The organism is Streptomyces sp. NBC_01171, assembly GCF_045039805.1.
GTDB lineage: Bacteria > Actinomycetota > Actinomycetes > Streptomycetales > Streptomycetaceae > Streptomyces.
Genome location: NZ_CP108609.1, coordinates 3,502,180 through 3,519,581, shown reverse-complemented (window position 1 = coordinate 3,519,581; position 17,402 = coordinate 3,502,180). Strand labels below are relative to the sequence as shown.

The 17,402-nt window shown below is 70.3% G+C and carries 13 protein-coding genes and 4 tRNA genes; 11 read left to right on the top strand and 6 right to left on the bottom strand.

Annotation, left to right across the window (positions count from 1 at the left end):
• Positions 1-119 precede the first annotated feature (119 nt).
• Entirely contained in the window at positions 120-2,270 is a 2,151-nt protein-coding gene (locus tag OG448_RS16280; RefSeq protein WP_405554589.1) for a DEAD/DEAH box helicase, read from the bottom strand.
• 226 nt (positions 2,271-2,496) lie between these two features.
• Positions 2,497-2,991: a hypothetical protein gene (locus OG448_RS16275; protein ID WP_405554587.1), complete on the bottom strand. Its 495-nt coding sequence runs from the start codon at positions 2,989-2,991 to the stop codon at positions 2,497-2,499.
• A 148-nt stretch (positions 2,992-3,139) separates the two neighbouring features.
• Here OG448_RS16275 and OG448_RS16270 point away from each other — a divergent pair, with 148 nt between their 5' ends.
• The 9 genes from OG448_RS16270 to OG448_RS16230 all read left to right on the top strand — a co-directional run bounded on the left by OG448_RS16270 (position 3,140) and on the right by OG448_RS16230 (position 10,592).
• Positions 3,140-3,490: a metallopeptidase family protein gene (locus OG448_RS16270; protein WP_161203442.1), complete on the top strand. Its 351-nt coding sequence runs from the start codon at positions 3,140-3,142 to the stop codon at positions 3,488-3,490.
• 46 nt (positions 3,491-3,536) lie between these two features.
• Positions 3,537-5,006, top strand: a complete 1,470-nt coding sequence (locus OG448_RS16265) for a metallophosphoesterase (protein ID WP_405554585.1) — start codon at positions 3,537-3,539, stop codon at positions 5,004-5,006.
• Between the two features lie 113 nt (positions 5,007-5,119).
• Positions 5,120-5,195 (top strand) — tRNA-Glu (locus tag OG448_RS16260).
• A gap of 216 nt (positions 5,196-5,411) precedes the next feature.
• A tRNA-Asp gene (locus OG448_RS16255) sits at positions 5,412-5,486 on the top strand.
• Positions 5,487-5,510: 24 nt separating this feature from the next.
• Positions 5,511-5,584 (top strand) — tRNA-Phe (locus OG448_RS16250).
• Between the two features lie 148 nt (positions 5,585-5,732).
• Entirely contained in the window at positions 5,733-6,074 is a 342-nt protein-coding gene (locus OG448_RS16245) for a hypothetical protein (protein WP_405554583.1), read from the top strand.
• A gap of 79 nt (positions 6,075-6,153) precedes the next feature.
• A complete protein-coding gene (gene hrpA, locus OG448_RS16240; RefSeq protein ID WP_405554582.1) occupies positions 6,154-10,098 on the top strand; it encodes an ATP-dependent RNA helicase HrpA in 3,945 nt (1,314 codons plus the stop codon).
• A 95-nt stretch (positions 10,099-10,193) separates the two neighbouring features.
• Positions 10,194-10,268, top strand: a tRNA-Asp gene (locus OG448_RS16235).
• Between the two features lie 141 nt (positions 10,269-10,409).
• Positions 10,410-10,592, top strand: a complete 183-nt coding sequence (locus OG448_RS16230) for a DUF6274 family protein (protein ID WP_405554580.1) — start codon at positions 10,410-10,412, stop codon at positions 10,590-10,592.
• Positions 10,593-10,992: 400 nt separating this feature from the next.
• Here the strand turns inward: OG448_RS16230 and bldC are convergent, their stop codons facing one another.
• Both bldC and OG448_RS16220 read right to left on the bottom strand, forming a co-directional pair.
• Complete coding sequence (gene bldC, locus OG448_RS16225; RefSeq protein ID WP_003949541.1) at positions 10,993-11,199, bottom strand: developmental transcriptional regulator BldC; 207 nt, start codon at positions 11,197-11,199, stop codon at positions 10,993-10,995.
• Between the two features lie 532 nt (positions 11,200-11,731).
• Positions 11,732-12,574, bottom strand: a complete 843-nt coding sequence (locus OG448_RS16220) for a hypothetical protein (RefSeq protein WP_405554579.1) — start codon at positions 12,572-12,574, stop codon at positions 11,732-11,734.
• Positions 12,575-12,821: 247 nt separating this feature from the next.
• Between OG448_RS16220 and OG448_RS16215 the strand changes: the two genes are divergently transcribed.
• Both OG448_RS16215 and OG448_RS16210 read left to right on the top strand, forming a co-directional pair.
• A complete protein-coding gene (locus OG448_RS16215; protein ID WP_405554577.1) occupies positions 12,822-13,916 on the top strand; it encodes a Leu/Phe/Val dehydrogenase in 1,095 nt (364 codons plus the stop codon).
• A 356-nt stretch (positions 13,917-14,272) separates the two neighbouring features.
• Complete coding sequence (locus tag OG448_RS16210; protein ID WP_030816885.1) at positions 14,273-14,524, top strand: DUF3073 domain-containing protein; 252 nt, start codon at positions 14,273-14,275, stop codon at positions 14,522-14,524.
• Positions 14,525-14,646: 122 nt separating this feature from the next.
• On the opposite strand, the gene purM is transcribed toward OG448_RS16210, so the two are convergent.
• Together purM and purF are read right to left on the bottom strand one after the other, a co-directional pair.
• Positions 14,647-15,717, bottom strand: coding sequence for a phosphoribosylformylglycinamidine cyclo-ligase (purM, locus tag OG448_RS16205; RefSeq protein ID WP_086692257.1), 1,071 nt, complete (start codon positions 15,715-15,717; stop codon positions 14,647-14,649).
• 42 nt (positions 15,718-15,759) lie between these two features.
• A complete protein-coding gene (purF, locus tag OG448_RS16200; RefSeq protein WP_030816890.1) occupies positions 15,760-17,289 on the bottom strand; it encodes an amidophosphoribosyltransferase in 1,530 nt (509 codons plus the stop codon).
• Positions 17,290-17,402 lie beyond the last annotated feature (113 nt).

Genomic DNA, 17,402 nt, shown 5'->3' with positions numbered 1-17,402 from the left:
TTCCCTGGGCGCAGACGTGACATGCGCCACTCGATGGCCGGAAACCACCAGGACATCACCGGGAAACCCGAAGGGCCCGTACGGAGATCCGTACGGGCCCTTCGTCAGCTCACTGGGTGTCAGCCGTTGCGCTTCCAGCGGGGCTTGTCGTCGCGCCGGCCGAAGGAGGACGAGCCGCCGGTGCCGCGGTGCTCGTCACGGCGGCCGTAGGGACGCTCGTGGCCGCCGGAGCGGAAGCCCGGACGGTCGTCGCGGCGCTCACGGTTGAACGGACGGTCGCTGCCCCGGTGACCGCCACGGTCGTCGCGGCGGAAGCCACCACGGTCGTCACGGCGCTCGAAGGAACGGCCACCGCGGTCGTCACGTCGCTCGAAACCCCGGTCGCCCCGGTCCTGGTTGAACGGACGGCGCTCGCCACCGCGGTCGTCACGACGCTCGCCGCCACGCTCGTCGCGGCGCTCGAAGGAACGGCCGCCACGGTCGTCACGGCGCTCGAAGGAACGGCCACCGCGGTCATCGCGGCGCTCGAAACCCCGGTCGCCCCGGTCCTGGTTGAACGGACGGCGCTCGCCACCGCGGTCGTCACGGCGGAAGCCGCCACGGTCGTCGCGGCGCTCGAAGGAACGGCCGCCACGGTCGTCACGACGCTCGAAGCCACGGCCACCACGGTCGTCGCGGCGCTCGCCACGGTCGCGGTCGAAGGAACGGCGGCCCGCCGGGCGCTCGTCGCGCTCGGTCTCGCGGGCGGCCGGACGCTCCGCCTCGGCGGTCGCCTCGGCCACGGCCTGCTCGGCCGAAGCCTGCGCCTCGGCCACGGCGGCCTCCGGGTCCTCGCCACGCTCGCGGGCGACCCGCGCCACCAGGCGGTCGGCCTCCTCGCGCAGCTCACCGGCGCGGCGCTGGGCCCGCTCCAGCTCCTTGACCAGCCCGGCGACCTCGCGCTCGGCCTGCTGCGCGGCGTTGCCCGCGGACTCGGCCTGCACCTCGGTCATGGACCGGGCGCCGGTGATCTCGGCGACCTCGGGCTCGAAGGCGCCGGCCCCCTGGATGATGTGGCGCGCGGCGTCGACGCCCGCGTCCTCCATCAGCCGGAAGATCTGACGGCGCTGGTGCGGCAGCGACAGCGAGACGACGGTGCCGGAGCGGCCCGCGCGGGCGGTACGGCCGGAGCGGTGCAGGTAGTCCTTGTGGTCGCCCGCCGGGTCGACGTTGAGGACCAGGTCGATGCCGTCGACGTGGATGCCGCGCGCGGCGACGTCGGTGGCGACGAGCGCGTTGACGTAGCCGTCCTTGAAGTCGGCCAGCGTCCGCGTACGCGCGCCCTGGGTCATGCCGCCGTGCAGCGCGTCGGCCTTCACGCCGGACTCGCGGAGCTGCTCGGCGATGCGGTCGGCGCCGAGCTGGGTGCGGACGAAGATGATCGTGCGGCCCTTGCGGGAGGCGATCGCGGCGGTGACCGGCGCCTTGTCCTTGGGCTTCACGATGAGGATGTGGTGCGACATGGTCGTGACGTTGCCCTGGGCGCTGTCGACCTCGTGCGTGACCGGGTTGGTCAGGTAGCGCTTGACCAGCGTGGAGATCTCGTTCTCCATGGTCGCGGAGAACAGCATGCGCTGACCGCCGGCCGGGACCTGGTCGAGCAGCTCGGTGACCTCGGGCAGGAAGCCCAGGTCGGACATCTGGTCGGCCTCGTCGAGGACCGCGATCTGGACGTCCTCCAGCGAGCAGGCGCCGCGGTTGATGATGTCGCGCAGGCGGCCCGGGGTGGCGACGAGGACGTCGACGCCGCGCTCGAGGGCGTAGATCTGGTTGCCCATCGAGGTACCGCCGCAGACGACCTTCATCTTCAGGCCGAGCACGTCGCCGTAGGGCTGGAGGGCGTCGGCGACCTGCATCGCCAGCTCGCGGGTCGGCGTCAGGATGACGGCGCGCGGGCGCTTCTTCTCGGTGCGGCCGCCGGCCAGCGTGGCCAGGGTGGGCAGACCGAAGGAGAGGGTCTTGCCGGAGCCGGTGCGGCCGCGGCCGAGGATGTCCTTGCGGGCCAGGGCGTCCGGGATGGTCGCGGCCTGGATCGGGAACGGGGTGGTGACACCGTTCTGCGCGAGCTTGCGCACGATGCCCTCGGGCAGACCGAGGTCGGCGAAGGTGAGCTCGGGGGTGGTGTCGGTGGTGTCGTCGGCCTCGACGACAGCGGTGACCTCGTTCGTCTCGTCGACGGGGGTGTCCCCGTCCTCGGGCGCGACGAACTGGTCAGTAATGGAAACGGACATGCGAATGCGAAACCTTCCGGAGTCTCTCGGCACGCGCCCGTCAACTCCGTGATTCGCACAACACAACCGCCTCAATGCGGTCCGTCACGGCAAAGGAGAGTACGCGCCACACGGCGCGCTCTGCGATGGCGCCGGGCAAATGGGATCAAACGATCTACCACCATACGCACCCCCCACCCCGGAAGGCAAACCCGCTCGTCAGCGCCGGTATGGCGCCCTCCGGGACTCACATCGGAGCCCGTCCGCCGAGCTGCGGGGCGGGGTCCTCGTGGGCCGAGGACGACGGCTCGGCCGACGGCGGCTCGGTGTCCGGCGGCGGCGGGGTCGACGCGGGCGGCTCGGGCGGCGCGGAGGTCACCGGGGGCGGTGTCGGCTCCCCGGTCGGCACCGGCTCCCCGGGTCGCACCGTCTGCCCGGGCTTGGACGGCGCCGCCGAACCCTCGCGCGGCTCCCGCTCGTCCGCCGAGGCGGAGGCCGACTCCCCGTGCTTCTTCTTCTTGCCGCCGCGTCCGTGCTTGCCGTCGCCCTCGTCCTCGTCGTCCGCCTCGACCCCACCGCCGCGGGACACCGGCCCGCCCCCGGAGTCCGCGCCCTCCCGCTGGGCGGCGGAGTGCGGGGCACGGCGGGGGCCCGCGTCGTCACCGACGTGCACACAGCCGGAGGCGGCGGCCGCGGTCAGCACCGCGACGACCAGACGGACAGGTACGTACAAGCGGCGCACGACGGCCACCTCCGACAGCGGGGAACGGGAGCACCCTGCCCAACTCCCGCCGCCCGCAGGAGGACACGCGGCCGTTCCGAGCCCGCCGGAGCGCGGCGGACCGCGCGTACACCCCCCGCTCCCGGCGCGTTTGGCCGACAATGGCCCTGTGCTGGAGATGACACGCGACAGGTTCGAAGAGCTGGTGAGCGAGGCCCTGGACCGGATCCCGCCGGAACTGACGCGGGTCATGGACAACGTGGCCGTCTTCGTGGAGGACGAACCCTCCGCCGACGACCCCGAACTGCTCGGCCTGTACGAGGGCACCCCGCTCACCGAGCGCGGCGAGTGGTACGCCGGGGTCCTCCCGGACCGCATCAGCATCTACATGGGCCCCACCCTGCGGTACTGCGGGACCGCCGAGGAGGTGGTCCACGAGGTGGCCGTCACCGTCATCCATGAGGTCGCCCACCATTTCGGCATCGAGGACGCCCGTCTGCACGAACTGGGCTGGGGCTGACCGGGCGCCCCGCATATCCGGGCGTGCGTACGGGCATACGGCTCCAATGCCCCAAGTCCCCGCCGCTTCCGTCCCGGACCCGCCCCGCGACCGGAAGTGGTGGCATCTGCCGCGCCGGCCGGGCAGCGGCCGGTGGCTGAGGGCGTTCGGCCTGATGGGTGTCGTCCTCGTGGGGGCCTGGCTGGGCCTGCTGGTCGTCGGCAGCGTCCGGACCCCGGTCGGCCCGATGGACACCACCATGGCCCTGCGGCCCTCGCTCAGCGGCGGCACCAAGGTCAACGTCTCCCCGCTCGGCGCGCTGACCCTGGACAGCCATGTCGCGCCCGTCCGGCTGGACGTCGACGTGGACCAGCTCGACCCGGGACGCGCACAGGCGCTGGTCGACCACCCCGAGCGGCTGTCCGGCCTCCAGGACGAGGTGGCCCGTGACGTCGAGCGCGGCACGCTCGGCCTCGCGGTGCGCTCGTGCGTGGCCGTCGTCACCGGCGCCACCGCGCTCGGTCTCGCCGTCTACCGCCGCCCGCGCCCCGCGCTCGCGGCCGGCGGTCTCGCCCTCGCGCTGCTCGCGGCCTCCGGGGTGTCGGCGTGGGCCACCTGGAACCCGAAGTCGGTGCTGGAGCCGAAGTTCTCCGGCCTGCTCTCCTCGGCGCCGTCCGTGGTGGGCAACGCCCGCAGCATCGTCACCGACTTCGACGTCTACCAGCAGGAGCTGGCCCGCCTGGTGACCAACGTGACCAAGCTGTACGACGTCGCCTCCACGCTCCCCGCCTACCAGCCCGACCCCTCCACGATCCGGGTCCTGCACGTCTCCGACATCCACCTCAACCCGGCCGCGTGGAAGATCATCGGCTCGCTGGTGGACCAGTACAAGGTGGACGTGATCGTCGACTCCGGCGACACCATGGACCACGGCACCTCGGCGGAGAACGGCTTCCTGGACCCGGTGAAGGACCTGGGCGTGCCGTACGTCTGGGTCCGGGGCAACCACGACTCGCGCGCCACCCAGCGCTACCTGGCGGGCATCAAGAACGCGCACGTGCTGGACGACGGCCGGGCCGAGACGATCGCCGGGGTGCGCTTCGCGGGCACCGGCGACCCCCAGTTCACCCCCGACCGCTCCCAGGCGACCGGCGGTGACGCGGCGGAGCGGCTCGCGGGCGCCCGGCTCGCCTCGGCGCTGCGGGACCAGAAGGCCAAGGGCACCCCGGTGGACATCGCGGTGGCGCACGAACCGGTGGCCGCCGCCGAGACCGACGGCACGGTGCCGCTGGCGCTCTGCGGGCATCTGCACACCCAGGGCACGAAGATCCTCCCGCTGGGCACCCGGCTGCGCCGCGAGGGCTCCACCGGGGGCAGCGGACTGCGTGCGGTGGAGGGCCAGTACCCGGCGCCGATCGAGGCGTCGGTGCTCTATCTGGACCGGGACACCCGGCAGCTCCAGGCATGGGACGCGATCGAGCTGGGCGGGCTCGGACGGACCACGGCCGAGGTCAGCCGGCATCTGGTGAAGCACTGAATCCCCAGCCCGGCCCCCTCCTGACGGCGAAGGGTTTTGCCCATACCGCTCACGATCCCCTATGCTGCAGACGTCCCCGACGCGCCGCGATGCGGCGCCCAGGCGGGCCGATAGCCCTCATCGTCTAGCGGCCTAGGACGCCGCCCTTTCAAGGCGGTAGCACGGGTTCGAATCCCGTTGGGGGCACCACAGCGGACTTGTCATGAAGGCCCGCCCTGATCCAGGGCGGGCCTTCGTGTTTCCCCACGTCCGGGCCCCGCCCGCCCCGAAAAGCGCGGTACGGAGCACCGCCCCTGCTCTGATACGCTTCTCCAGCGACGTCAGCCCGACAGATGCGCACCTCACCCCGGTGGGAAACGCGTTGGGAGGACCCGCAACCTTGTGCGACACTGTCGTACAGCGCCTGGTCCTGTGGAGCAGTTTGGAGTGCTCGCCACCCTGTCAAGGTGGAGGCCGCGGGTTCAAATCCCGTCAGGACCGCTGAGGTTTCACGTGAAACCTCGTGGCTGGGTAGCTCAGTTGGTACGAGCGATCGCCTGAAAAGCGATAGGTCGCCGGTTCGACCCCGGCCCCAGCCACAACCGCCCGATCCGGGCCCGAACCCCCTCCAGTTCCTGGAGGGGGTTCTTGCGTTTCCGGGTCCTTCGGAGCGCGGTTGCAGCCAAGTGGCGCAGGACTAGAGTGAAAAGCATCCATTCGTGGGGAAATAACCCAAGGGGGCGTTCCATGCCCGCCACGAACAGAAAACGGACGGCTGCCCTGTGTTCGGTCTTCATGGCCGCCGGCGTCGTCCTCGCTCCGATGGGCTTCCAGCAGGCAGCCTCGGCGGCGCCCACTCAGTCCCACGTCAGTACGACGACCAAGGCGCCCACGTCCCAAGGGGACTACCAGCGTGGGTTCCGGGACGGGTTCAAGTCCGGGTACCGCGACGGCCGTCACTGCCATCACCACCACGGTGACCACCAGGACGGCAAGGGCTTCTCGCTGAAGGACCCGCACCGCGACTACCAGCAGGGATTCAAGAACGGGTACAAGTCGGGCTTCCGGCTCGGCCTGAACTCCTGCTGACCCCCGGCGTCCCGCGCGGCGGACCCCCGCGTCAATTCGTTCGCGCGGAATTTCCCCGAGGTGAGATCCTGGATCGCGTATGTCTACGCATCCCGCCCCCGCCTTGGGGTCTCTCGCCTCCCGTCTGACCGAGCTGTCGCTGCGTGACGCGCACCGGCTCGGGCGCAGGCTCGAAGGCGCACGCAAGATCCGTAAGCCGGAGGCGCGTGCCGCCGTGCTGACCGAGCTGGAGGGCGAGGTCGACAAGGCCGCCTCCCGCATGGCCGAACGGCGCTCGCGTGTGCCTTCGGTCAGCTATCCCCCGCAGCTTCCGGTCAGCCAGAAGAAGGACGAGATCGCGGCGGCCATCCGCGATCATCAGGTCGTCATCGTGGCCGGCGAGACCGGCTCCGGGAAGACCACGCAGATCCCCAAGATCTGCGTGGAGCTGGGCCGGGGCCTGCGCGGGATGATCGGGCACACCCAGCCCCGCCGGATCGCCGCGCGCACGGTCGCGGAGCGCGTCGCCGACGAGCTGCACACCCCGCTCGGCGAGACCGTCGGCTGGAAGGTCCGCTTCACCGACCAGGTGAACCCGGACGCCACCTTCATCAAGCTGATGACCGACGGCATCCTGCTCGCGGAGATCCAGAACGACCGCGAGCTGCGCGCGTACGACACGATCATCATCGACGAGGCCCACGAGCGGTCCCTCAACATCGACTTCCTGCTGGGCTACCTCGCCCAGTTGCTGCCCAAGCGGCCCGACCTGAAGGTCGTCATCACCTCGGCGACCATCGACCCGGAGCGGTTCTCCCGGCACTTCGGGGACGCCCCGATCATCGAGGTCAGCGGGCGGACGTACCCGGTGGAGGTGCGCTACCGGCCGCTGCTGGAGGAGGACTCCTCCGACGCCGACCGGGACCAGATCACCGCGATCACCGACGCCGTCGAGGAACTGATGGCCGAGGGCCCCGGCGACGTCCTCGTCTTCCTCTCCGGCGAGCGGGAGATCCGGGACACCGCGGACGCTCTGGAGAAGAAGAAGTACCGCTCGACCGAGGTGCTGCCGCTGTACGCGCGGCTCTCCCACGCCGAGCAGCACCGGGTCTTCCAGCAGCACTCCGGGCGCCGGATCGTGCTGGCGACCAACGTCGCCGAGACCTCGCTGACCGTGCCCGGCATCAAGTACGTGATCGACCCCGGCTTCGCCCGGATCAGCCGCTACAGCCACCGCACCAAGGTCCAGCGGCTGCCCATCGAGCCGGTCTCGCAGGCCAGCGCCAACCAGCGCAAGGGCCGCTGCGGCCGTACCTCCGACGGCATCTGTATCCGGCTGTACAGCGAGGACGACTTCCTCGCCCGGCCGGAGTTCACCGACGCCGAGATCCTGCGCACCAACCTCGCCTCCGTCATCCTCCAGATGACCGCGGCCGGCCTCGGCGACATCGAGAAGTTCCCCTTCATCGACCCGCCGGACCACCGCAACATCCGCGACGGCGTCCAGTTGCTCCAGGAGCTGCACGCCCTCGACCCGGCGCAGAAGGACCCGCGCAAGCGGCTCACCGACACCGGCCGCAAGCTCGCCCAGTTGCCGGTCGACCCCCGCCTGGCGCGGATGGTGCTGGAGGCCGCGAAGAACGGCTGTGTCCGGGAGGTCATGGTCATCGCCGCCGCCCTGTCCATCCAGGACCCGCGCGAGCGCCCGGCCGACAAGCAGACCCAGGCCGACCAGCAGCACGCCCGCTTCCGCGACGAGACCAGCGACTTCCTCGCCTACCTCAACCTCTGGCGGTACCTGCGCGAGCAGCAGAAGGAGCGCGGCTCCTCCTCGTTCCGCCGGATGTGCAAGCAGGAGTACCTCAACTTCCTGCGGGTGCGGGAGTGGCAGGACATCTACCTCCAGCTCCGCACGGTCGCCAAGCAGATGGACATCCATCTGAACGAGGACGACGCCCCCGCCGACCGCGTCCATGTCTCCCTCCTCGCGGGCCTGCTCTCCCACATCGGGATGAAGGACGTGAAGGACGGCAACAAGAACGAGTACCTGGGCGCCCGCAACGCCAAGTTCGCGGTGTTCCCCGGTTCCTCGCTGTTCAAGAAGCAGCCCAAGTTCCTGATGTCCGCCGAGCTGGTGGAGACCTCCCGGCTGTGGGCACGCGTCAACGCCAAGATCGAGCCGGAGTGGGTCGAGCCGCTCGCGGAGCACCTGCTGAAGCGCACGTACAGCGAACCGCACTGGGAGAAGGACCAGGCGGCCGTGATGGCGTACGAGAAGGTGACGCTGTACGGCGTGCCGATCGTCGCCCAGCGCAAGGTGAACTACGGGCGGATCGACCCCGAGATCTCCCGCGAGCTGTTCATCCGCAACGCCCTGGTCGAGGGCGACTGGCGCACCCACCACAAGTTCTTCGCCGACAACCGCAAGCTGCTCAGCGAGGTCGAGGAGCTGGAGCACCGGGCGCGGCGCCGGGACATCGTGGTGGACGACGAGACACTGTTCGACTTCTACGACCAGCGGGTTCCCGAACACGTCGTCTCCGGCGCCCACTTCGACTCCTGGTGGAAGCGGAAACGGCAGGAGCAGCCCGAATACCTCGACTTCGAGCGGGAGATGCTCATCCGGGAGTCGGCGGAGGCGGTCACCAAGGCCGACTATCCCGACAGTTGGCGCCAGGGCGAGCTGAAGTTCCGGGTGACCTACCAGTTCGAGCCGGGCGCGGACGCCGACGGTGTGACCGTGCACATCCCGCTCCAGGTGCTCAACCAGGTCACCGACGAGGGCTTCGACTGGCAGATCCCGGGCCTGCGCGAGGACGTCGTCACCGAGCTGATCCGCTCGCTGCCCAAGCCGATCCGCCGCAACTACGTCCCCGCGCCGAACTACGCCAAGAAGTTCCTCGAGCGGGCGGTCCCCCTCCAGGAGCCGCTGACGACGACCATGGCGCGCGAGCTGAAGCGCATGGTGGGCGTGCCCTTCGAGGCCGAGGACTTCGACTGGTCGAAGGTCCCGGACCACTTGAAGGTCACCTTCCGGATCGTGGACGAGCGGCGCCGCAAGCTGGCCGAGGACAAGGACCTGGAGGCGCTCAAGCTCCAGTTGCGCCCCAAGGCCCGTAAGGCCATCTCCCAGGCGGCCGCCGCCACCGCGTCCCGGCAGGGCGGCCCCTCGCTGGAGCGCTCGGGCCTGACCGACTGGTCCATCGGCACCCTCAGCCGGGTCTTCGAGACCCGCCGGGCCGGCCAGCCGGTGAAGGCGTACCCGGCGCTGGTGGACGACGGCGACACCGTCTCGGTCCGCCTCTTCGACACCGAGGAGGAGCAGGCCGAGGCGATGTGGAAGGGCGTGCGCCGGCTGATCCTGCGCAACATCCCGGTGAACCCGGCGAAGTTCGCGTCCGAGAAGCTGACGAACGCGCAGAAGCTCGCCCTCTCCGCCAACCCGCACGGTTCGGTGCAGGCGCTGTTCGACGACTGCGCGATGGCCGCGGCCGACAAGCTGATCGCGGACTTCGGCGGCCCGGTGTGGGACGAGGAGTCGTACCGGAAGCTCTACGACAAGGTGCGGGCCGACATCGTGGACACCACCGTGCGTGCGGTGGGCCAGGTGCAGCAGGTGCTGGCCGCCTGGCAGGCGTGCGAACGGCGCCTGAAGTCGGTCTCCAGCCCCGTGCTGCTGGCCAACCTCACCGACGTACGGCAGCAGTTGGACGCGCTGGTGAAGCCCGGCTTCGTGACCTGGGCGGGGATCGCGCGGCTGCCGGATCTGATGCGGTACGTGGTGGCCGCCGACCGGCGTCTGCAGCAGATGCCGAGCAACGTCCAGCGGGACACCACCCGTATGCAGAAGGTGCACGAGATGCGGGACGAGTACGCCTGGCTGCTGGAGCAGCTTCCCCAGGGGCGGCCGGTGCCCCGGCGGGTGCTGGACATCCGCTGGATGCTGGAGGAGCTGCGGGTCAGCTATTTCGCCCACGCGCTGGGCACCGCGTACGCCGTCTCCGACAAGCGGATCGTGAAGGCGATCGACGCCGCCGTACCGTAACCGAGTGGTCGCACCGGGTGAGTTCGACCCGGGCACCCGGACTCCTGTACAGTCCTTCTCGCAGCGCAACGCAGAAGTGAAGCGCCGCACCAGATGGTCCTGTGGAGCAGTTTGGAGTGCTCGCCACCCTGTCAAGGTGGAGGCCGCGGGTTCAAATCCCGTCAGGACCGCAGCAAGGAGAAGGGCCCCCGGATTTCCGGGGGCCCTTCCGCCGTTCCTGGGCGCCCGCCGGCGCCCTTGACGGGGTCACGTCCCACCGGTACCCAGATGACAAGGCCCCGTTTCCCCTGTGCGGCCTGCGGAGGTGGCGTATGGCGGCATCGGCCCGGCACGAGACGCGGGCGCTCCTGAGGGCGCACCTGGCGGCCGCCTCGTCCTACCGACACCGCACGAGCCGCTGCCCCGTCTGCCACCGTCTGCTGCGACTGGCCATGGACGCCCCCGCCCCAACACCCGTTCCCACAGGGGACGGTGAGACGGGAGAGCGCCGATAGCGCACCCGTGTGCGGGACAACAAGCGTCTCGGTGTGTGACGGGAGTCACGGCATGAGTTTTTGAAACCCGGGTTCTTACCGCTGCCCTACAACAGGTCAATTTAATATGTGCAATTGCACCCTCCCCGAGGGTGCATCACGGGGCTTCCCACAGCCCTCCCCAGACTCCGACAAGGCCGCTCACGCACGGGCCCGAGGGCGCCCGTGAGCGCACAAAAAAGATCGCGCTGGACCCGGCGGAGTCCAGCGCGATCGATGACGCACCCGGTGCCACGTGCCTTCGGAGTTCGTCCGGCGTGGGCATGGGGCCTGTTGGGGCAGGCCCGCGTCGTTTTGGAGCTAGGGTTCGGGCGCTTCGGCCGGTTGGGGGGCCGGTCGTTTTGCCCGGTTATTCAGTTGTTCAGGCCTCGCTGCGCTGCTGCGGGATGCCCGCCAGCAGGGCGCGGACCTCCGCCTCGCGGTAGCGGCGATGCCCGCCGAGCGTGCGGATCGACGTGAGCTTGCCGGCCTTCGCCCACCGCGTGACCGTCTTGGGGTCGACACGGAACATGGTGGCGACCTCAGCCGGGGTCAGCAGCGGCTCGGCATCAGGGGTGCGAGCGGTCATGAGCGGCCTCCTCGGGAGAACCGAACCTTCTCGGTTCTTTCCTCTAAATTCTGCACCTTGACCCGCGTTGCCCGAAATGGCGGACGCGAGTCGAGTCGGTTATAGGACGAACGGCTTGTCCTCGGCACTACAACTACACCATCTGTCCAGCCGCGTCGGCCAAACCGATGGAATTGCCCTCCCAGGTGTTCATCCACGACGGAAGCCGATGGACCATGCCATAGCGGACAGTCACGCCGACGTGACGATCAGTCACATGGGCGCTCGGGAGTCGCAAGACCCCCCAAAGCTAGCAATGCGGAGAATCCACCCATAGTGGAGCACAGATGGGCAGACAGAGTCCTCCCCGGACTCCTTGTCCTATTTTGGCACGAGGAGTGGCAAGAGACGCAAGGGCCGTGTAAGTGCCGTCCATCACCCAATGAGGCAAAAGCCCGGTTCGAGGCCAACGCCCCGTCAAACGGTCCAAGTTCCGTAGACCGTACGCTGTTCGAGCCTATTTCGACCGTGACGTGCGTCACTCCGCACGGGCTCAGTTCGCCGAGCGCAGGTCCCGGATCGACCGCCAGCGGGACGCCAGGCGGGTGTAGGCGCCGGTCGCGGCGCTCTCGTCGCCCCGGCGCAGTGCGTCGATGCCGGCGGCCACGTCCGCCGCCGAGTGGTCCTCTTCCAGCGTCCCGGCCGGCACGGCGTGCACCAGGCCGCCGTAGTCCAGCTCCACCACCGAGCGCGGGTGGAACTCCTCCAGCCAGCGGCCGACGTCCAGCACACCGTCGATCAGCGGGCTGTCCTGCACCGTGTCCCTGAGCGTGCGCAGCGCCCGCGCCACCCGGCGCCGGGCCTGCACCATCGGCGTGCGGTAGCGCAGCAGCGCCGGGGTCTCGCCGCTGCGCGGCTCGAAGCGGCGCTCCTCGTCGGCGACCAGCACGAACCAGTTCAGCGGGATCTGCCAGGTCGCCCCGCGAATCCAGGGGCGCGCCTCGGGATTGCGCTCCAGCCAGCGCTCGTAGTCCTGGGCGGCCTGGTCGCGCACCAGGGGCGGCAGCACCGCGTCCAGCACCGGGGTGGGCAGCTCCTCGCCCAGGCCCGCCAGCGCCTGCCAGCCGCGCAGCCGGGTGCGCCAGGGACAGACGCAGACCACGCCGTCCCGCTCCAGCACGAACGCGTCGGCGCTCTCGTGCACCGGCACCGCGACGGGCGGCGTGGGCAGCAGGTCGGCCAGCGAGCGGCGCAGCTCGTCCTGGTAGGTGGGGCGCTCGGCGCGGCGGGCGTAGCGGGCCCAGTGATCGCGCTCCGGCTCCGGGAAGGCGGCCAGCGGCTCGTACACGCGCAGGTAGGCGGCGTAGGGGACGACCACCGAGGACACCTTGGCCACGCCTGCTCCCTCCCCGTAGGGGTCACCTCGAAACCACTGCAAATCGTGCCACGCCACCGCCGGGGCGTCGCACCTGTGGGTGATCCTTCACGGACGCCGGTCGTGGGCCGGGCGCAGGCTCTACTCTCAGCCGTGCGGCCCAACCGCCGCGTGGCAGCACCCCGCCGCCTCCCCCGCCACCAAAAGTGTGGGGGAACCCCCAGGGGCTCCGGCCCCGCCCGCCGCTTCTTACACAGGAGTCACCACAGTGACCGAGGTAACCGGCGTCACCGCAGATGTCCTGCACACCCTGTTCCACTCGGACCAGGGCGGCCATGAGCAGGTCGTGCTCTGCCAGGACCGCGCCACCGGCCTGAAGGCCGTCATCGCCATCCACTCCACCGCGCTGGGACCCGCGCTCGGCGGAACCCGCTTCCACCCGTACCCGAACGAGGCGGCGGCCGTGGCCGACGCGCTTCAGCTCGCGCGCGGGATGTCGTACAAGAACGCCATGGCCGGGCTCGAACACGGCGGCGGCAAGGCCGTGATCATCGGTGACCCCGCGCGGGACCGCACGGAGGAGCTGCTGCTCGCCTACGGCCGCATGGTCGCCTCGCTCGGCGGCCGCTACGTCACCGCGTGCGACGTCGGGACCTATGTCGCCGACATGGACGTGGTGGCCCGCGAGTGCCGCTGGACCACCGGGCGCTCCCCCGAGCAGGGCGGCGCGGGCGACTCCTCGGTGCTCACCGCCTTCGGCGTCTACCAGGGCATGCGCGCCTCCGCCCAGCACCTGTGGGGCGACCCCTCGCTGCGGGACCGGGTGGTCGGCATCGCCGGCGTCGGCAAGGTCGGCCGTCATCTGGTCGGGCACCTGCTCGAGGAGGGCGCCCAGGTCGTGGTGACCGACGTCCGCACGGAAGCCGTGGACCGGATCGTCGAGGCCCACCCCGCCGTGCGCCGGGTCGTGGACACCGAGACGCTGATCCGGCTGGAGGGGCTCGACATCTACGCCCCCTGCGCGCTCGGCGGGGCGCTGGACGACCACACGGTGCCGGTGCTCACCGCGTCCGTGGTGTGCGGCGCGGCCAACAACCAGCTCGCCCACCCCGGTGTGGAGAAGGACCTCCAGGACCGGGGCATCCTCTACGCGCCGGACTACGTGGTGAACGCGGGCGGGGTCATCCAGGTCGCCGACGAGCTGCACGGCTTCGACTTCGAGCGGTGCCGGACGAAGGCCGCGAAGATCTTCGACACCACGCTGGCGATCTTCGCACGTGCGAAGGCGGACGGGGTTCCGCCCGCTGCGGCGGCCGACCGGATCGCCGAACAGCGGATGGCCGACGCGCGCGCCGCGCGCTGACCGACACGCCGGGGAAACGCCCACCCCGACCCGGAGCCGGCGGTGCGCCCGGCCCGCGTCGGGGTGGGCGCCTGCGGCCCCCGGCGGTACCCGCCGGGGGCAACTTGGAGAGAACTGTCACTTCCGTCGGCGGGTCGTACCCCGATAAGTGGTTAAAATCGCCATTGACCAGCGAGGACAGGGCTCCTCGTGGGTCCTGTGCACACGCGCGTGCTGCGGGCGACGTACCGTATGGGCGCGGGCTCAGGTACCGTGGAAGCCCTACGGACCGGCCTCTCTACGGGGAGTCCGTTTCGGATCATGAACGCGTGTCAGACTCTGGGGCCGTTGAGCCCCGTCACCGAGGGGGTCGAGCCATGGGGCGCGGCCGGGCCAAGGCCAAGCAGACGAAGGTCGCCCGCCAGCTGAAGTACAACAGCGGTGGGACTGATCTGTCGCGTCTGGCCAGTGAACTGGGCGCATCAACTTCGAACCAGCCGCCGAACAGCGAGCCGTTCGAGGACGATGAGGACGACGAGGAAGACCTCTACTCCCGTTACGCCGACCTCTATGAGGACGACGACGAGGACGAGGACGACGGTCCCTCACAGCACCGTCGTGGCGCTTGACCTTGCACTGAGCACCTTGCAATGAGCAACGGAAGACCGGTCGGTGGCACTGCCACCGACCGGCTTCTGTGCTGTCCGGAAGCCGGCGGGCGGCCGCGGCCGCGCCAGACCGGCTGGACCGGCTAGACGGCGTAGTCGCCGACGAGCCCGGCGGCGCTCTCCTGCTCGCCGCGCTCGGCGATGGTGCCGGCCACCCAGGCTTCGACGCCCCGGTCGGCCAGCGTGGTCAGCGCCGCCTCGGCGGACTCCGCCGGGACGACGGCCATCATGCCGACGCCCATGTTCAGCGTCTTCTCCAGCTCCAGCCGCGCCACGTCACCGCTGCGGCCGACCAGGTCGAAGACCGGGCCCGGCGTCCAGGTGGAGCGGTCCACGGTGGCGTAGAGCCCGTCCGGGATCACCCGGGCCAGGTTGGCCGCGAGGCCGCCGCCGGTGATGTGCGAGAAGGCGTGCACCTCGGTGGTGCGGGTCAGCGCCAGGCAGTCCAGCGAGTAGATCTTGGTGGGCTCCAGCAGCTCCTCGCCGAGCGTCCGGCCCAGTTCCGCGACCTCGCTCTCCAACGCCAGCCCGGCCCGCTCCAGCAGGACGTGGCGGACCAGGGAGTACCCGTTGGAGTGAAGCCCGGAGGACGCCATGGCGATCACCACGTCACCGGAACGGATGCGGTCGGGGCCCAGCAGCCGGTCGGCCTCCACCACGCCGGTGCCGGCGCCGGCCACGTCGAAGTCGTCCGGGCCGAGCAGCCCGGGATGCTCGGCGGTCTCGCCGCCCACCAGGGCGCACCCGGCGAGCACACAGCCCTCCGCGATGCCCTTGACGATCGCGGCGACCCGCTCGGGGTGGACCTTGCCGACACAGATGTAGTCGGTCATGAACAGCGGCTCGGCGCCGCAGACCACGATGTCGTCCATGACCATGGCGACCAGGTCGTGCCCGATGGTGTCGTACACGCCGAGGCGGCGCGCGATGTCGACCTTGGTACCCACCCCGTCCGTGGCGGAGGCCAGCAGCGGGCGCTCGTAGCGCTTGAGGGCGGAGGCGTCGAAGAGGCCGGCGAAGCCGCCGATGCCGCCCAGGACCTCGGGACGGCGGGTCTTCTTCACCCACTCCTTCATCAGTTCGACGGCGCGGTCGCCCGCCTCGATGTCGACGCCCGCGCTCGCGTAGCTGGCGCCCGTGGTCTCAGAGGACATGCTTGAGAGAACTTTCCTGTCGTACGGCTCGGACGGCGCAGCTCAGGGACGCCGGATGGCGTCGGCCGCGGCGGTGGTGGCGGGCCCGGCCGCCAGCTCGGTCTCCAGCAACTGCTTGCCGAGCAGTTCGGGGTCGGGCAGGTCCATCGGGTACTCACCGTCGAAGCAGGCGCGGCACAGGTCCGGCTTGGCGATGGTGGTCGCCTCGATCATGCCGTCGAGGGAGATGTACGCGAGCGAGTCGGCGCCCAGGCTGGTGCCGATCTCCTCGATCGTCATGCCGTTGGCGATCAGCTCGGCGCGGGTGGCGAAGTCGATGCCGAAGAAGCAGGGCCACTTCACCGGGGGCGAGGAGATCCGGATGTGGACCTCGGCGGCGCCCGCCTCGCGCAGCATGCGGACCAGGGCCCGCTGGGTGTTGCCGCGCACGATGGAGTCGTCCACGACGACCAGGCGCTTGCCCTTGATGACTTCCTTGAGCGGGTTCAGCTTCAGCCGGATGCCGAGCTGGCGGATCGTCTGCGAGGGCTGGATGAAGGTCCGGCCGACGTAGGCGTTCTTCACCAGACCGTTGCCGAAGGGGATGCCGGACGCCTCGGCGTACCCGATCGCGGCCGGAGTGCCGGACTCCGGGGTCGCTATGACGAGGTCGGCCTCCGCGGGCGCCTCCTTGGCCAGGCGGCGGCCCATCTCGACGCGGGACAGGTACACGTTCCGGCCGGCGATGTCGGTGTCCGGGCGGGCCAGGTACACGTACTCGAAGACACAGCCCTTGGGCTTCGCTTCCGCGAACCGGGAGGTGCGCAGGCCGTTCTCGTCGATGGCGATGAACTCGCCCGGCTCGATCTCCCGGACGTAGGACGCGCCGCAGATGTCGAGCGCGGCGGACTCGGAGGCGACCACCCAGCCGCGCTCGAGGCGGCCGAGGACCAGCGGGCGGATGCCCTGCGGATCACGGGCGGCGTAGAGGGTGTGCTCGTCCATGAAGACGAGGCTGAAGGCGCCCTTGACCTTGGGGAGCACCGCGTGGGCGGCCTCCTCGATGGTCAGCGGCTTGCCGTCCTCGTCGACCTGCGCGGCCAGGAGTGCCGTCAGCAGGTCGGTGTCGTTGGTGGCCGCGACCCGGGTGGAACGACCGTTGGTGTCCTTGGGCAGGTCGGCGACCATCTCCGCCAACTGGGCGGTGTTGACCAGGTTGCCGTTGTGGCCGAGCGCGATCGAACCGTGCGCGGTGGCGCGGAACGTCGGCTGGGCGTTCTCCCACACGGAGGCGCCGGTGGTCGAGTAGCGGGCGTGTCCGACCGCGATATGACCCTGGAGCGAACCGAGCGAGGTTTCGTCGAAGACCTGGGAGACCAGGCCCATGTCCTTGAAGACGAGGATCTGGGAGCCATTGCTTACCGCGATTCCCGCGGATTCCTGACCCCGGTGCTGGAGGGCGTAGAGCCCGAAGTACGTGAGCTTTGCGACCTCTTCACCCGGCGCCCAGACACCGAAGACGCCGCAAGCGTCCTGGGGGCCTTTTTCGCCGGGAAGCAGATCGTGATTGAGTCGACCGTCACCACGTGGCACATTCCCGAGTGTAGGCGAGGCCGACCGCTGGGCCGAATTGGGGATATGTGGCCCCCGCCGAACGCGGACTCGTGATCACCTTGTGTGATTCTGCGTTTTCGCAGGTCAGCGAG

What these genes read in the sequence shown, in the direction of transcription:
- OG448_RS16280 (WP_405554589.1), bottom strand. Translation starts at nt 2,270, where the DNA reads ATGTCCGTTTCCATTACTGACCAGTTCGTCGCGCCCGAGGACGGGGAC.
- OG448_RS16265 (WP_405554585.1), top strand. Translation starts at nt 3,537, where the DNA reads ATGCCCCAAGTCCCCGCCGCTTCCGTCCCGGACCCGCCCCGCGACCGG.
- OG448_RS16245 (WP_405554583.1), top strand. Translation starts at nt 5,733, where the DNA reads ATGCCCGCCACGAACAGAAAACGGACGGCTGCCCTGTGTTCGGTCTTC.
- hrpA (WP_405554582.1), top strand. Translation starts at nt 6,154, where the DNA reads ATGTCTACGCATCCCGCCCCCGCCTTGGGGTCTCTCGCCTCCCGTCTG.
- OG448_RS16230 (WP_405554580.1), top strand. Translation starts at nt 10,410, where the DNA reads ATGGCGGCATCGGCCCGGCACGAGACGCGGGCGCTCCTGAGGGCGCAC.
- bldC (WP_003949541.1), bottom strand. Translation starts at nt 11,199, where the DNA reads ATGACCGCTCGCACCCCTGATGCCGAGCCGCTGCTGACCCCGGCTGAG.
- OG448_RS16210 (WP_030816885.1), top strand. Translation starts at nt 14,273, where the DNA reads ATGGGGCGCGGCCGGGCCAAGGCCAAGCAGACGAAGGTCGCCCGCCAG.
- purM (WP_086692257.1), bottom strand. Translation starts at nt 15,717, where the DNA reads ATGTCCTCTGAGACCACGGGCGCCAGCTACGCGAGCGCGGGCGTCGAC.